This window comes from Maribellus sp. CM-23 (genome assembly GCF_021354595.1).
In the GTDB taxonomy this organism is placed as follows: domain Bacteria; phylum Bacteroidota; class Bacteroidia; order Bacteroidales; family Prolixibacteraceae; genus Draconibacterium.
The window spans coordinates 457,110-471,742 of sequence record NZ_JADWYJ010000003.1; the positions used below are offsets into that span (position 1 = coordinate 457,110).

The 14,633-nt window shown below is 39.1% G+C and carries 14 protein-coding genes and 1 tRNA gene; 12 read left to right on the forward strand and 3 right to left on the reverse strand.

Going from position 1 to position 14,633, the window contains the following annotated elements; translation table 11 throughout:
• Nucleotides 1–108 precede the first annotated feature (108 nt).
• Together INQ51_RS12810 and INQ51_RS12815 are read left to right on the forward strand one after the other, a co-directional pair.
• Nucleotides 109–651: an FKBP-type peptidyl-prolyl cis-trans isomerase gene (locus tag INQ51_RS12810; protein ID WP_233378363.1), complete on the forward strand. Its 543-nt coding sequence runs from the start codon at nt 109–111 to the stop codon at nt 649–651.
• Between the two features lie 15 nt (nt 652–666).
• Complete coding sequence (locus INQ51_RS12815; RefSeq protein WP_233378364.1) at nt 667–1,734, forward strand: NUDIX domain-containing protein; 1,068 nt, start codon at nt 667–669, stop codon at nt 1,732–1,734.
• A 3-nt stretch (nt 1,735–1,737) separates the two neighbouring features.
• On the opposite strand, the gene INQ51_RS12820 is transcribed toward INQ51_RS12815, so the two are convergent.
• Nucleotides 1,738–2,436: an SAM-dependent methyltransferase gene (locus INQ51_RS12820; RefSeq protein WP_233378365.1), complete on the reverse strand. Its 699-nt coding sequence runs from the start codon at nt 2,434–2,436 to the stop codon at nt 1,738–1,740.
• A 67-nt stretch (nt 2,437–2,503) separates the two neighbouring features.
• Between INQ51_RS12820 and INQ51_RS12825 the strand changes: the two genes are divergently transcribed.
• Nucleotides 2,504–3,289, forward strand: coding sequence for an MBL fold metallo-hydrolase (locus INQ51_RS12825; protein ID WP_233378366.1), 786 nt, complete (start codon nt 2,504–2,506; stop codon nt 3,287–3,289).
• On the opposite strand, the gene INQ51_RS12830 is transcribed toward INQ51_RS12825, so the two are convergent.
• The gene (locus tag INQ51_RS12830) at nt 3,286–4,485 is read right to left on the reverse strand and encodes an MFS transporter (RefSeq protein WP_233378367.1); all 1,200 of its coding nucleotides are present in this window, start codon (nt 4,483–4,485) and stop codon (nt 3,286–3,288) included. The genes INQ51_RS12825 and INQ51_RS12830 overlap by 4 nt on opposite strands.
• 331 nt (nt 4,486–4,816) lie before the next feature.
• Here INQ51_RS12830 and INQ51_RS12835 point away from each other — a divergent pair, with 331 nt between their 5' ends.
• The 7 genes from INQ51_RS12835 (at nt 4,817) to INQ51_RS12865 (ending at nt 11,326) form a co-directional block, all read left to right on the forward strand.
• The gene (locus INQ51_RS12835; RefSeq protein WP_233378368.1) at nt 4,817–6,268 is read left to right on the forward strand and encodes an acyl-CoA dehydrogenase family protein; all 1,452 of its coding nucleotides are present in this window, start codon (nt 4,817–4,819) and stop codon (nt 6,266–6,268) included.
• Between the two features lie 256 nt (nt 6,269–6,524).
• Nucleotides 6,525–7,559 (forward strand): aspartate--ammonia ligase, encoded by a 1,035-nt coding sequence (asnA, locus tag INQ51_RS12840; protein WP_233378369.1) that lies wholly within the window; start codon nt 6,525–6,527, stop codon nt 7,557–7,559.
• Nucleotides 7,560–7,680: 121 nt separating this feature from the next.
• Nucleotides 7,681–7,754: transfer RNA gene (locus tag INQ51_RS12845), tRNA-Arg, on the forward strand.
• A 100-nt stretch (nt 7,755–7,854) separates the two neighbouring features.
• Nucleotides 7,855–9,072, forward strand: coding sequence for a site-specific integrase (locus INQ51_RS12850; RefSeq protein WP_233378370.1), 1,218 nt, complete (start codon nt 7,855–7,857; stop codon nt 9,070–9,072).
• A gap of 303 nt (nt 9,073–9,375) precedes the next feature.
• Entirely contained in the window at nt 9,376–10,071 is a 696-nt protein-coding gene (locus INQ51_RS12855; RefSeq protein ID WP_233378371.1) for a hypothetical protein, read from the forward strand.
• 5 nt (nt 10,072–10,076) lie between these two features.
• Nucleotides 10,077–10,559: a hypothetical protein gene (locus tag INQ51_RS12860; RefSeq protein WP_233378372.1), complete on the forward strand. Its 483-nt coding sequence runs from the start codon at nt 10,077–10,079 to the stop codon at nt 10,557–10,559.
• 269 nt (nt 10,560–10,828) lie between these two features.
• Complete coding sequence (locus INQ51_RS12865) at nt 10,829–11,326, forward strand: hypothetical protein (protein WP_233378373.1); 498 nt, start codon at nt 10,829–10,831, stop codon at nt 11,324–11,326.
• Between the two features lie 100 nt (nt 11,327–11,426).
• Here INQ51_RS12865 and INQ51_RS12870 read toward each other — a convergent pair whose 3' ends face one another.
• Nucleotides 11,427–11,966, reverse strand: a complete 540-nt coding sequence (locus INQ51_RS12870) for a hypothetical protein (protein ID WP_233378374.1) — start codon at nt 11,964–11,966, stop codon at nt 11,427–11,429.
• A gap of 770 nt (nt 11,967–12,736) precedes the next feature.
• Between INQ51_RS12870 and INQ51_RS12875 the strand changes: the two genes are divergently transcribed.
• Nucleotides 12,737–13,822 (forward strand): hypothetical protein, encoded by a 1,086-nt coding sequence (locus INQ51_RS12875; protein WP_233378375.1) that lies wholly within the window; start codon nt 12,737–12,739, stop codon nt 13,820–13,822.
• Between the two features lie 18 nt (nt 13,823–13,840).
• A complete protein-coding gene (locus tag INQ51_RS12880) occupies nt 13,841–14,587 on the forward strand; it encodes a hypothetical protein (RefSeq protein ID WP_233378376.1) in 747 nt (248 codons plus the stop codon).
• Nucleotides 14,588–14,633: the final 46 nt, after the last annotated feature.

Sequence of the window (14,633 nt, forward strand, 5' to 3'; positions counted from 1 at the left end):
ATTCTGTTTTAATCAAAGGAGAAAGATAATTGGATAAGCTTTTTAACTTTGTAAGGTTTTCGAAATAACCAGTAACAAGAATTGATAACAATTAACAAGAATAAAGAAATGAAGAAAATACTAAATGGGATGTTCGTTCTTATTTCAGCAGTTGGATTTTTTGCCTGCAGCGATGGCATCGACTATGAAAAATTGAGAAGGAACGAACTGGCTCTTCTTGACGAGTATATTGCAGCCAAGCACCCGGGTGCCGAAGAAACAAAATCGGGACTTTATTATTTCAATGAACCCGGAACCGGCGAAGGCGATACCATAAAATTAGGAGACGAAGTACAGATCTTTTACGCAACCTGGGTTTTGAGGAGAAACGAGGACAAGGAACTGGATAGTGTTTTAGTGGATCAGTCGAGCGGTTACCTGAGCGGACACCGTTACGAGCCACTGGAATTTACTGCAGGTGCAGGTAGCACCATTGCCGGTTTGGAAGAAGGCGTGACCTATATGCAACCCGGAACAAAATCGAGATTGGTTATCAACTCTGAATTAGCTTATGGCCAAAGTGGATCAGGTTCGGTTGGAATGTTTCAAACGGTTTTGATGGAAGTTGAGATCCATAAAGTGATCCCGCTGGAAGTGCCGGAAGAAGAATAGGTTCAGCTCACCAAAATGAACAGGGCGCAACTGTTAAAGAAATTATTACCCGGTTTTATTCCTCTTTTTGTTTTTATCGCTGCCGATGAAATTTGGGGGACTAAAATCGGGCTTTTTGTGGCTATTGGCGTAGGTGTTGCCGAGATGATTTGGATAGCCGTAAAAGAAAAACGCTTTGAAAAATTTGTGCTATTCGATACGCTTTTGCTCGTAGCTCTCGGTGGCGTCTCCATTTTACTCGACAATGATATTTTCTTTAAGTTAAAACCCGGGCTTATCGAGCTGATTCTCCTTGTTGTGCTGGCAGTTTCTGCTTTTTCGCGCGTAAACATTATTGGCTTAATGGGCCAGCGTTACCTCAAAGGTGCTGAGTTCAACGATGCACAGATGGCGCAAATGCGCCGAAGTCTCAAAATTCTGTTTTACCTGTTTTCGGTTCATACCCTGCTGGTTTTTTACGCGGCTTTTTATATGAGCAAAGAGGCCTGGGCTTTTATCAGCGGAGGTTTGTTTTACATTATTTTTGCTGTTTTCTTCTTATATGAATGGCTGCGCCAGCGTAAAATTCAGCAAGGATTTAAGAACGAAGAGTGGGTGCCGCTGGTTGACGAGCAGGGAAAAGTTACCGGACAAGCTCCGCGAAGCCAGGTGCACAACGGGAGCAAGTTGCTGCATCCCGTGGTGCATTTACATGTGTTGAACCGCAATGGTTCCATATTGCTCCAAAAACGCCCGATGAATAAGCAGATCCAACCCGGGAAATGGGATACCGCAGTAGGTGGCCACATTTCGGCTGGAGAAAGCCTGGAAGCGGCGCTTAAAAAAGAAGCTTTTGAAGAGATTGGTCTAAAGGATTTCAGTGCCCGTTTGCAAAAGGTGTACAAGTGGGAATCGGACGTGGAAGCTGAACTCATTTATTTGTTTACTTCGCACGATTTCAAAAACATCGGGATACAGTCGGACGAAGTGGAAGAGTTACGTTTCTGGACCAAAAAGCAGATCGAAAGCGAAATCGGAAACGAAACTTTTACTCCCAACTTTGAGCACGAATATCGTATGCTTGCTCAACTCAAGTTAATATAGAAATTATCCCAGCAAAAATATTACAGGCTGTTTGTGTAAATCAGGCACTTTGCCTTTCCATTGCTGAACCGTTTTGGTTGCAATAAATTCGTTTTCGCCGGTAATGTTGGCGGCTATACACAAAAGGGTAGAAGGAGCACAACTCCTCAGTATTTCCTCCACCATGTGATTGTTTCGATAAGGCGTTTCAATAAAAATCTGGGTTTGTCCCGACGCTTTTATTTTTCTTTCGAGGTTGGCCAACTCCCGCGAGCGTTCGTTTGGTTTTACCGGCAGGTAGCCGCGGAAAGCAAAATTCTGCCCGTTCAATCCAGAGGCCATCAATGCCAGCAAAATAGAAGACGGACCAACAATGGGAACCACCTTAAACTCTTTTTGATGCGCCAGCCGAACCACATCGGCACCGGGATCGGCCACGCCCGGGCAGCCGGCTTCCGAAATTACGGCCACATCGTTTCCCTGTTCCAGTGGCTTTAAAAACCGCGGCAGGTCCTGTGGCTTTGTATGTTTGTTGATTTCATAAAAAGTACACGAATCAATATCGATGTCGCGGTTTACCTGCTTCATAAAACGGCGGGCCGTGCGGATATTTTCAACAATAAAAAATTTGGTAGAAGTAAGCACGCTAAAAACTGTAGCGGGCATAACCGACTGCCAGTCGCCTTCGGCCAAAACATTGGGAACAAGATAAAGTGAAGCCATCGTAAAAAGATTTGTGCAAAAATAGTCAATCTCGCCGTTTCACAGCTGCTTTTGCTAATTTTGCGATATGACTTCCATCAAAAACAATAAAATAACCGCCACTTTTCTGGGTACCGGAACTTCGCAGGGAGTGCCGGTAGTAGCGTGCGACTGCGATGTGTGCCGTTCGGATGATCCGCATGATAAGCGATTGCGCTCTTCGTTATTGCTGAACATAAACGGGCAAAACCTGGTGATTGATGCCGGGCCTGATTTCCGGCAGCAGATGTTGCGCGAAAGGGTGGGAACGCTTCGGGCCATTTTATTAACACACGAGCATGTGGACCATATTTTTGGGCTCGACGACATCCGGTCGTACAACTGGATCCAGCGTCATCCGATGGAGATTTATGCCGAGGAGCGGGTACAGGAAGCGATCCGCCGTATTTTTAGCTATGTTTTTGCTGAGTTTAAATACCCGGGAATCCCAAAGATGCACCTGAAGGATGTAAATGGTTTTCCCTTCGTTGTTGATGATGTTGAAATAATTCCAATTCGTTGTTTTCATCATAAACTGCCGGTTTATGGTTACCGGATTGGCGATTTGACTTACATCACAGACGCCAACTCAGTTCTGGAAGAAGAAATGGCAAAGCTTGAAGGGACCAAAATACTGATCATTAACACGCTGCGGAAAGAAAAGCATATTTCGCATTTTAACCTGGAAGAAGCGTTGGCTGTGATTGAAAAAGTGCAACCCGAAAAAGCTTACCTGACCCACATCAGCCATGGTCTTGGAAAATACCGCGAGATTGAAAAAGAGTTACCCGGGAACGTGTTTCTGGCTTACGACGGGCTGAAGCTGGAGCTTTAGTCCAATTCTTTTTCTGATCGCTGTTTTAACCAGGGGAGAACAATTAGAAGCGAACTGATCAGGTAGATAATTCCGGAGAGGAAAAGTGCCGCATCAAGGCTGATGTTATCGGTGATCCATCCCAGTAAGGGGCCGATTGCGGCAAAAGCAATCCGGATCACAAAATTTCGCACTGAAAGCATGGTGGCCCGCACTTCGCTTTCGGTGTACTGGTTGATGTAATTTTTGAAAATTGGCGTGGCAATTCCCCGAACCAGGTAAAACAGGAACAAAAAAGCAAGCCCCCAGTAGGAAATCGTAATTCCGGCAAAAACATAGCCAGCAGCCAGCAGTACAATCACTAGCAAAATCGACCATTTCCTACCCAAAAACAGTTCTACTTTATAGGCAAAAACCGACGAAACCCCTACCGTTAGGTTGAGCGCTGTCCAGAATATTCCAAACATTTCAACGGGCAGATCAATAGCTTTGAAAAATGGCTGAACAAACCACGCAAAAGTAAGTGTTGCGGTTCCGGTTACCGACGATAACAGGATGGAAATACGCAGATCGGGATTGGAAACAAACATGCTGCGGATGTTGCCAACCAGTTTTTTCATCGAATGAATGTGCTCTTTCGAATGTATACGCGGTTCAATTAAAGTTAGGGCAGCCGGAATGGCAATGGCGGCCACTCCAAACTGAAAATAAAACGGCGAGCGTAAGCTAATGGCTGCTAAAAATCCTCCAACCACACCGGCAATGGCTTCGGCAAAATTGCCCACCGAAGTAATGCGGCCTTCTTCCCGAACGTATTTATCGGTTTTATTGTCGGCTTTCAAACTATCGTACAACAGGGCAGAGTCGGCACCCGACACAAAGGAATGCCCGATGCCCAAAATAATTTCGGCGATTACAAAGGCCCAGAAACCGTACGAGAAACTGTACACCAGAAACCCGGCGCTTCCGAGTATACTTCCAAGAATCAGTGTTTTTTTTCGTCCCCAAACATCGGCCATCCAGCCCGAAGGAATTTCCATGGCAACAATGGCCACCGAGTAAATGGCTTTCAGCACAAAAATCTCGTGCATGCCCATGCCGTTGTCGGTGTAAAACAAAACCACCACCGGCATAACCATGTTAAACCACTTCGAAATTTTAATGAGGTATAAACGCGGAATATTTTTACTGAAAGGCGCCAAATTCAACTTTTGCACAAAAATAGTGGATTATTACATTATCCGCTTTATTCTGATTTACAAAGACGGTTTTTGTGAGAACCCGCATTCCTTAAAAATGCTTAATTAAATTTAGTTAAGTCCTTATCTATGCGGAGTTTAATATCTTTTTTACCTGAATGGTGAAACATTCGGGTTTTTTAACTGTTTGACTATCTGTAAAAAAATAACATCTCGTTACTACGAGAATGAAAAAATTGATAACCAACTTATTAGTGATTTTATGAATTCAGAAATAGTTGCAGACGCCGTGGAGACGGAGAACAGAATTCCCTCATTGTCAGATTTTTTGGACACGCTTAAATCAAAAATGAAAAGCGTATTTCACGAGAAAAATGATATCAATGAATTAAGTGTAAACAGAGGGCTTCCGGCTGAAGCTCTTCAGGAAATTATGTCGGCTAATCCGTTGTCGGTAGGGATTCCGAAAGAATATGGCGGACGCGGCGGACTGATGCACGAAAACATTGCCTTGCTGGCTGCGGCTTCCTACGAATCGTTGCCGCTTTCCTTAACATTTGGAATTAATTCGGCTTTGTTTCTACAGCCGGTGGCAAAATATGCGAAAGAAGAGGCTAAAGCTCCCGTTTTCAAACGTTTTCTTGAAAAACAAAATATGGGTGGTTTAATGATCACCGAACCCGATTATGGCAGCGACGCACTGAACATGCAAACATTTTATACCGAAAAAGAGAGCAGGTTTCATATTAAAGGGAAAAAACACTGGGCAGGATTAACCGGCCAGGCCGATTTTTGGCTGTTAACCGCACGGCAACAGGCCGATTCGGGTAATTTGCAGCGCGATATCGACTTTTTTATTTGCGATGTAAGTGCTCCGAACCAAAGCATTAAGGTGGAAGAATATTTCGAAAATCTTGGCCTTTACATGATTCCGTACGGCCGAAACCATATTGATGTAAAGGTGCCTTCGGTACAAAAGCTGGAACCTCATTCTACGGGGGTAAAAATGATGCTGGATTTGCTGCACCGTAGCCGAATGCAGTTTCCTGGAATGGCTATGGGCTTTATTAAGCGTATGCTCGACGAAGCCATTGTGCATTGTAAGCAACGGTTGGTAGGAGGGAAGAGCTTGTTTTCGTACGACCAGGTACAGGAGCGTTTGTCAAAGCTGCAGGCCAGTTATACCATTTGTTCGGCCATGTGTGCCAACAGCAGCAAGAAAGCAGGGATTGAAGTGGATCTGGTGCCTCACGGGTTGGAGGCCAACGCAGTTAAAAGTGTGGTAACCGATTTAATGCAGGAAGCAGCACAGTCGTTGGTGCAGCTGGTGGGCGCAAAAGCTTACAAGCTAACCCACATTGCGGGGCGAGGCATTACCGACAGCCGCCCGTTTCAGATTTTTGAAGGCTCGAACGATATCCTTTATGCACAAATTTCTGAAGGCCTTGTAAAGCTTATGAAACGTGCCAAAGAAAACAACCTGTTTCAGTTCCTGAAAGGTTTTGACCTGACCAGCAAAGCGGCCGGGTTTATTAAAGAGCAAACCAATTTCAATATCAATTTCCAGATGCCGCAACGTAATCTCGTTGATTTGGGAAAAATTGTGGGGCGGATTATCTCCCTCAATCAGGTTGTTGAGTTAATGGGAAATGGTTTCCGGAAAGACCTGGCCGAAGGTGGAATCAGCATGCTTCAGCAGGAAATTGCTGGATTACTGACCGTTTTTTCAATGAAAAACGAAACGCAGGTAGTGCAAGAGTATGAAGAAAATAGTTCGTGGCTAAATTTTGTAACTGCGTAGAAAACAAATTCTAACAACTTAATTCGTTTGAAATATTCTGCAGGTTAATGCTGATGCAGGCAAACTTCTTTTTTTTACTTTGAATGAATTTTGAAATCTATTCTTAAAAGTAAAAGTAGAATTATATTTTTGTGTTCAAACTGACGAAAAAGTTATAAAATAAAACAAGCGTGTTTTAGAAAAATGAAAAGCGGTTTGCCAAATGCCAGCCGCGAAGTCAGGTTTTATACAGTAGAAAACAGCTATTTTAAACAACATGAATTTATACATACCAAAAAACTACAAATCCGTACTGGATGTAAATCAGACTGAGCAGGCAATCAAGCAATTGAAAGATTTCTTTCAGTTGAATCTTTCTTCGGAGTTGCGCCTGCGAAGAATTACTGCGCCACTTTTTGTAAAAAAGGGAACAGGTATTAACGATGATTTGAATGGAATTGAAAGGCCGGTTTCGTTCCCGATAAAGGAGTTGGGCGATGAAATGGCTGAGATTGTGCAGTCGCTGGCCAAATGGAAAAGACTGGCCTTGGCCGATCTTCAGTTTCAGGATGGTTTTGGGATTTACACCGATATGAACGCGATACGTCCGGATGAAGAACTTACCAATATTCACTCGCTTTATGTGGATCAGTGGGACTGGGAGCGCGTAATTACAGCAGAAGAGCGAAACCTGGATTTTCTGAAATACATTGTTCGTAAAATTTATTCGGTATTGGTACGCACAGAGTATTTTATTACCGAGAATTATTTGGATTTGGACCCCCAACTTCCGGAGGAAATCACTTTTGTACATGCCGAAGAACTGGCTAAAAAATACCCGGGGTTGACTCCCCGCGAGCGTGAAAACGAAGAATCGAAGAAACACGGGGCTATTTTTGTGATCGGGATTGGCAGCGAAATGCCAAACGGTGAAGCCCACGATGGCCGTGCACCCGATTACGACGACTGGAGTACGCCTACTGTAAACGGTTACAAAGGACTAAATGGCGACATTATTTTATGGAACGATGTGTTGCAACGTTCGTTCGAAATTTCTTCGATGGGAATAAGGGTCGACAAACGCACTTTGCTGGAGCAACTCAGGATTAGCGGGCAGGAAGAGCGGAAAGAGCTGCTTTGGCACAAAATGTTGCTAAACGACGAATTGCCGTTAACCATTGGCGGTGGCATTGGCCAGTCGAGGTTGTGTATGTTCTTTTTAAGAAAGGCGCACATTGGTGAAATTCAGTCGAGCATTTGGCCCGATGAAATGATTGAAATCTGCAAAAACAGCGGAATTCACCTGTTGTAGCAGAGAAGAAGCGGCAAAAAGTGAACATTAAAACGACAAATTTTGAATTTTCTGATTTATTTGGAGTTTTGAATTTGGAGTTTGAAATTTGATTTATACTTTTGCAGCGCAAAATAAGGCTGCCTCGGTAGCTCAGTTGGATAGAGCAACTGCCTTCTAAGCAGTAGGTCATGGGTTCGAATCCCGTCCGGGGTACTTAAAATCAGTTAGTTACATTTTATGTGATTAGCTGATTTTTCTTTTATACACAGGTTTAACGGAGCAATGTAAACCAAGATGTAAACCATTTTACATCATGAATGCTTCAATTTCAGTCGTATGTTTTAAGTCAAAAACCCTTGCTAATGGCGAGAATCCGTTAATGTTGCAAGTAAACAAGAATGGTAAACGGAAATACAAAAGTCTGGGTATCTCTGTAAACCAAAATCACTGGGACTTTAAAAAGAACCGTCCAAAGCCCACTTGTCCTGATGGTGAGTACATTCAGCAAATTATTCTAAACAAGGTAACTGAGTTACAAAAACAAGTGTTAAACTATGGCGCAGACAATCAAAATTTTACTCTCAACAAACTTTTAAACGGTAGCAGCAATCAAGTAAAAGAAGTTAAAGTAGGAGAGTTCTTTAATAAACTAATAAGCGAATTTGGAAGCTCTGGAAAGGTTGGCAATAGGAGAGTTTACAAAGATGCTTTGAATACTGTTAAAGCTTTCTCTAAAGGAAATCTGAATTTTACATTTGCTGATATTGATGTTAACTGGCTCAATCGATTCGAAAATTGGATGAGAGCCAACAAGAACAAAGAAACTTCAATGAGTTTAAGATTGCGAACTTTAAGAAGTGCTTATAATAAAGCCATTGAAGAGAAAGCTGCCTATAAGATTAACTATCCTTTTAACGAATTTAAAATAAGTAAATTCAATACAAAAACGAGTAAACGAGCTATTACAAAAGCTGAAATCCAGAAAATTATTAAAGTCAATCTGAGTAAAGAAAAAGAATCTGTTCAGCTTGCAAGGGATATTTTCATTTTCAGTTACTTGTGTAGCGGAATCAATTTCACTGACATAGCAAACCTCCAACCTGATAATATTAGTGGAAATCAAATGCAATACATAAGGCAAAAAACAGGTAAGAAAATCAATGTCTTATTGATTCCTGATACAATTAAAATCATTGAAAAATACTCTATTGCAACGCCACAAACCGGACATATTTTTCCAATACTTGACAAACGAATACATAAAACAGCACAACAAAAGCGAAACAGAATACATAAAGTGTTAGGCCGCACTGGGAAAGGATTAAAACGGATTGCAGAACTATGCAAAATTACCACCAATTTATCGACCTATGTAGCCCGTCATAGCTTTGCAACAGTTCTGAAAAACTCAGGTGTAAGCATTGCTTTAATCAGTGAAGCACTGGGGCATTCCGCACTTTCAACAACTCAGATTTATCTAGATAGCTTTGAAAACAAACAGTTTAATGAGGCTATGAAACATTTGATTTAAACACTTGACAAAATATTGCTTGCATTATTATAATTGATAAATTTGTAACGGCTGAAACGTCAGCAATTTATTGATTATAACGTAAGCGTAAGGCATTATTCTTAGTCTCGAAAATCGCCAATTTTAGAAACAGCACAAGAATAATAGCAATAGCGCTCACGCTCATTTTATATGGGCGTGGGACTGTTGTCTATTTTTGTGTTGTGGGTGTTTGGCGATACCTCGGGACTGGATAGGCATTCAGTTCCCACGCTTTTCATTTTTTACGCCTAATGAGGGAGCGGTTAGGGCAAACACATTATTATGAAAAGAAGTCTTTTAATTTTCGCTCTCTTTGCTTTAGTTATTAGCTGTAAAAGCATTTACTACAGTGATCTAAGTCCGAAAGGACAAGTCTCAAACAAACTACCTGCTTTACAACCTCAGTACAATACTTACAATCTGGAAAATATTTACTCCAGAGGCAGTACAGTTTCTTCTACCTCTGGTGCTTATAACAGCTATTATATAGAAAAAACAGATAAAACATTAAACTCGGGGTACAGTACCACTACTTCAACATCCTATGCAGATGAAAGGATTCAAGATGTAATCACAATCTTTGAAAAGGATGTAATTGAAAACATTACAAATAATATTGGGCAAAAGAAAGGATATGCAAGGTTCAACATAAGAACCGGGGAAAGTTATTCTAAATTCAAGACCGGTAACTTTCTAATTGGCTGGTGTTTCTTATTTACTCCATACTTATTTGGCATGAATGCAAGTAAAGGAATAACCACGCTTGAAGTTGAAGTTGAGCTGTGTGATTTATCAGGGAATACGGTAGGTAGGTACAATGCTTTTTCTCATGTTGAAAAAACCGTCGCATTGTGGAGAGGATATAACAAAACAAATGCGGTAAGAATGTCAAACATTGAATGTGTAACAAATTGCCTCAATCAAATAAAAGAGAAAATTGACAATGATTCGCGAAGATTAAGAACCCTATTAAATTAACCCAAATGAAAAAATATTGTAAGGGCAGTCCGAAAAAACTGAAATCTATAATTTCGACCTTTACCCTTTTACTTATCGTACTTACAAATGTTTCAGGGCAGGACATCGATCTAACTTACAAGGTAACGAATTACGAAATCAACGGTGAAAATTACGATCAACTGGCATTAAAGGGAGATGTAGCACTATCATTTTATAAATGCACTAACGGTTCTTTATGCTTCGCAAATCAATGGAGAGCCTTTGACTCTCAATCTTATGGAGGTGTTCATTCATTTAAGAAAAGGGAGATCCCGGAAACGAAAACTACCTATCCCGGAGTTGAGATAAAGTTCACATGGGAATACTTCAATACTTATGACAGCGATAGAGGAACGGCAGCTGTAACCATAACACATTTCTTGGTAAGCGAAACATGGAAATTTAAAGCGGAAATTGTACTCATGGAAACAAACGATGTTCTAAAGTTTAAAGGTTTTTTGGAATAAGAACATATATATAAACACTTAGTGTCCCAATAATAAATACATCTATTAACAACTTAATCAGATAATTATGAATGGAATTATTCGTGCGCTAATTTCAGTAAGAATAGGCTATTTTATTTGGTTCACAACGATGAGAGCAGGTAAATCTTCTGGTAAAAAAACGTTGTCCTTGATATGGAAGTTATGGAATGAATCCTAACTGTGGATGCTCATTTACCCGGTGATTTTATTTTAAACAAGCTAACTAATTTAAATACAACAATAAAAAGATGAAATACTTAATTTATGTCTTGGGTTTTATATTTTTTTTAGGCTGTCAGAATTCAGATAAGCCCAGAATAAAGGATGTTGCTTATTTTGAATCATATCCATTGGTAAGTAAGTTTGGTGGGGAAACTATAATGGGAGACCCTGTTTTTGGAATAACCAACTATCTTGAAATTGAAGTTTGTTATCCGGGAGCATCCGAAACTAGAACCATTGAGAATAGATATACTCCATGGGTACTTGAAGAAAATGGGACATATAAAGTTGTAATACTCACAGACTCAGAAAATCCAGTTGTTAAAAAGAAAGGACCATTAGCAATTGCTTCACCCGATTCGAATGAATGGATTAAAAAATTAAGCAATTACGAAATTTATGACAAGGTGCTTTTTAGTGCAAAAGTGCCAATCCTTGTAAAAGATAAATATTATTCAAAGAAAGATGAAAACGATAAGTTAGTTTATTATAGAGAGGCATTTCAAAAGGAACCCAAAAATTGAAGAAATCAGTGAAAAATAAAAGTGACCTTTTTCAAATCTTGGTGGTAAAAAAAGAGAGTGCCCAATTGGACACTCTCTGATTAAATTAATTATCCGATTCTTATTGATGTTTTTTTGGCTTATACTGCTCCAAGTTCAGTTCTTCATCCGTGAAAACTTCAACATTCATTAAATCAAGTTTTTCAGGCTTAAAAACCGATCCTAATCCATATTTGAAAACTTCGTTCGTCTTCTTCTCACCACAAATCACAACATGTTGAGCTACGGCATTCTTGTTCAATTCGTGTTCCTCGCAAAAATTTACAAAATCTTCCATTCCTACAACTGCACTCACTCTATTCTTCAGGATCGCATAGAACATATACTCCTCAATATCTTTAATTTTCAGTTTGATCAGTTGCTTTAAAGTCTGTGGATCTTTATAAACTTGAGACTTAAGACTTCTGTTGGCAGCTCGCATAATTGCTCCAAATTTTTTTTCATCTGGATTTATTTTGCGTACTCGCTTGTAACTTTCAGCTCTATCAGCCTTTTTAGTTTCAATCTGTTTAAGCTGCACTCTAAGTTTTGCTAATTCTTGATTAGCTGCATATAAATCATCAAACAATTCCTGATTAATCGTAATAACATTATCTTTCATAATAATAGTCTTTAAAAATGTAAACATTAATTATCTAATTTGCTCCTTAAGACTATATTATGCTGTAACTGACCTTTGGCAAAACTCACAATATGTGTCGGTGTCCCGTTTGTTTTTTGGTTCTCGACTTACTCTTCTCCACACAGGTCAGTCCAAAATTCAATGAACGCTTATCGCCAATTTGAAAACGGAGCATTTCTTCTCCCTGACAACAATGATTTTTGCCGCAAACACTATACCATATCATTAAGTTAAAAGACTATACACATTATTTTTTATCATGTTCATGACTAAACAGATTAGATTACAAGCTGTGTTCTACTAATCGCAATAAATTACTAAACGCTTGATAACAAACAGATCTAATGCCACAAATTTTATATTGAGGTTATTTTTTGTCCCGCAGGTGAACTATCTTTGTAGCATAAATCATTCGGGAGTAATGCCATTGATTTTGAATCATTTATCACGTCTACAAGGATTCACGACTCAGTTACATTTTATCGGTTAATTTTTTGTTCATAACTGTTAAGCTGTCAAAATTTCTGACAGGTTGCATTTTGTGCTGAAATTTCAGTAATGAAAATTTTTGTCCCTCGTAGAAACCAACTCAGGAACAATTACTCCCCGAATTCTCGAAAAACAATCAGATAGTGAAGACGGATTTTTGAATTCCGAAATGGGAAAAACCTCTAAAAAGTAAAAGTGGGAAAAAATGCGTCCATCAAAATTACTAGATCAATTAAGTGTTTAACCTTTAATTTTTATTTATGGAGAAAGAAATAATACAAGCTCCAAAGACAGCAGCCTATTTAGCTGATTTTATGACGGAATTACCAGTTAATTGTCTATTCGACAAAGGTAGAACTGGTTGTGGTGGCACTACGATTGCCATAAAAAACAAATTAGATACAATTATTGCAATGCCTTATGTGAATGTGATTAAAAACAAGGAAGAACAGCACGATAACTTGCTTGGCATTTATCAAGGTGTTACAGAGGATGAAATCATAGATTATTTACATACCCAACAGATAAAAAAGATAGCGGTAACTTATGACAAACTGGAATATCTTATTGAACTACTAGAAGAACAGGGCTTTAATCCTTATAAAGATTTCCATTTACTTGTCGATGAGTGGCACATCCTTTTTAATAGTTATGCTTTCAGGAATGAAGCTGTAAAAAAGGTGTTGAGCCATAGTCGAAAGTTCGAACAGGTTATATATATGACAGCAACCCCGATTGAAGAAGAATTTATATTGGAAGAATTAAACGATTTACCTGTAAAAGAAATAGCATGGAGCAATACCGCCATTGTAGATATTAAGCCAATTATAACAGATCGACCAATTAATAAAGTTTGTGAGTTAATTTATATGGCTATAGATGGTAAGATGTTTGGCAACCTTCATTTCTTTGTAAATAGTGTTGAATTTATTTCAGATGCTATACAAAAAGCGGGATTACTACCGGAACAAGTTAGAATAATCTGTTCGGACAATAAGATCCTGGGGAGAGGGAGAAAGACCAACCAGAAGAAGTTGGGAGACAACTACAAAATTGCTTCATCTTTGGATGAAGTCAAACCGATTAATTTCTATACTGCTACCTGTTTTGAAGGTGTCGATCTTTACGATGAAAACGGTAGAACTTACATTGTAAGCGATAAAAATAAATCACACACTTTACTTGATATCTCTACGCTTGTTGTTCAAATATGTGGCAGAATCCGAAACTCAAAATACAAAACCGAGGTACATCACATTTATTCAGAAACCAGATACAAGAATTATATCTCTCTGGAAGAATTTAAAGCACATTCAGAAAAACAAATTCAAGAGACAAAAGAATGACTGAATGAACTCAATAATATGGGCGAAACCAACAGAAGAAAGACCATACAATTAATAGAAAAAGGCAACAAATCAGGATTAAATGAAATGTACATATTTAAACAAGATGACAAACTCAGCTTAGATGAGAACTTAATTAAACTGGATATTGTAAATTTTAAGATAACGAAACAGCTTTACAGTTCACGAGTTACACTATCAGATGAATATTCGAAGTACGGTTTTAATGTTACTGAAACACAAGAAATAATTTACTCAGACAAGTTGGTATCAAATCCGAAAGCCCGAATTTCATTTAAAGATATGTTTATCGAATATGCCAAACTAAAAAGTAAAATTCCAAAGTTTTTTCTTGGCAATATTGACGAACGAATCATCAAAATAGAGCAGGAAAAACCACTAATAAAAGAAGCATATGAGAAGCTAGGTGTTGAGCGTGTAGAATCACTCAAATATCGTGTTACTAATATTCGAAATGCAATACTTTCAGAATCTACTGATACTTCGACGGATAGTAAGATTGTTGAATTTTTAAAAACTAATGGAGTTGGTGTAGGTACAAGAAAAACTGCAAAAGAATGGAAAGAGTTATTGCAGGACGCTTACAATTTGCTAAATCTAAAACTTACGTACAATAGAATAAAAACAGCAAAAGCAACTGATTTAGAACAATGGTTTGAAGTAAAGAAAACGACTCCGAAAATTGACGGAAAAACAACATCCTGTTACACGATAATTAGGCAAAAAATAATCTTTGTTACATAAATTTTGCAGACTCCGTAATGAATTAAATATTACGGAGTTATTTTAT

What these genes read in the sequence shown, in the direction of transcription:
- INQ51_RS12810 (WP_233378363.1), top strand. Translation starts at nt 109, where the DNA reads ATGAAGAAAATACTAAATGGGATGTTCGTTCTTATTTCAGCAGTTGGA.
- INQ51_RS12815 (WP_233378364.1), top strand. Translation starts at nt 667, where the DNA reads ATGAACAGGGCGCAACTGTTAAAGAAATTATTACCCGGTTTTATTCCT.
- INQ51_RS12820 (WP_233378365.1), bottom strand. Translation starts at nt 2,436, where the DNA reads ATGGCTTCACTTTATCTTGTTCCCAATGTTTTGGCCGAAGGCGACTGG.
- INQ51_RS12825 (WP_233378366.1), top strand. Translation starts at nt 2,504, where the DNA reads ATGACTTCCATCAAAAACAATAAAATAACCGCCACTTTTCTGGGTACC.
- INQ51_RS12835 (WP_233378368.1), top strand. Translation starts at nt 4,817, where the DNA reads ATGAAAAGCGTATTTCACGAGAAAAATGATATCAATGAATTAAGTGTA.
- asnA (WP_233378369.1), top strand. Translation starts at nt 6,525, where the DNA reads ATGAATTTATACATACCAAAAAACTACAAATCCGTACTGGATGTAAAT.
- INQ51_RS12850 (WP_233378370.1), top strand. Translation starts at nt 7,855, where the DNA reads ATGAATGCTTCAATTTCAGTCGTATGTTTTAAGTCAAAAACCCTTGCT.
- INQ51_RS12855 (WP_233378371.1), top strand. Translation starts at nt 9,376, where the DNA reads ATGAAAAGAAGTCTTTTAATTTTCGCTCTCTTTGCTTTAGTTATTAGC.
- INQ51_RS12860 (WP_233378372.1), top strand. Translation starts at nt 10,077, where the DNA reads ATGAAAAAATATTGTAAGGGCAGTCCGAAAAAACTGAAATCTATAATT.
- INQ51_RS12865 (WP_233378373.1), top strand. Translation starts at nt 10,829, where the DNA reads ATGAAATACTTAATTTATGTCTTGGGTTTTATATTTTTTTTAGGCTGT.
- INQ51_RS12870 (WP_233378374.1), bottom strand. Translation starts at nt 11,966, where the DNA reads ATGAAAGATAATGTTATTACGATTAATCAGGAATTGTTTGATGATTTA.
- INQ51_RS12875 (WP_233378375.1), top strand. Translation starts at nt 12,737, where the DNA reads ATGGAGAAAGAAATAATACAAGCTCCAAAGACAGCAGCCTATTTAGCT.
- INQ51_RS12880 (WP_233378376.1), top strand. Translation starts at nt 13,841, where the DNA reads ATGGGCGAAACCAACAGAAGAAAGACCATACAATTAATAGAAAAAGGC.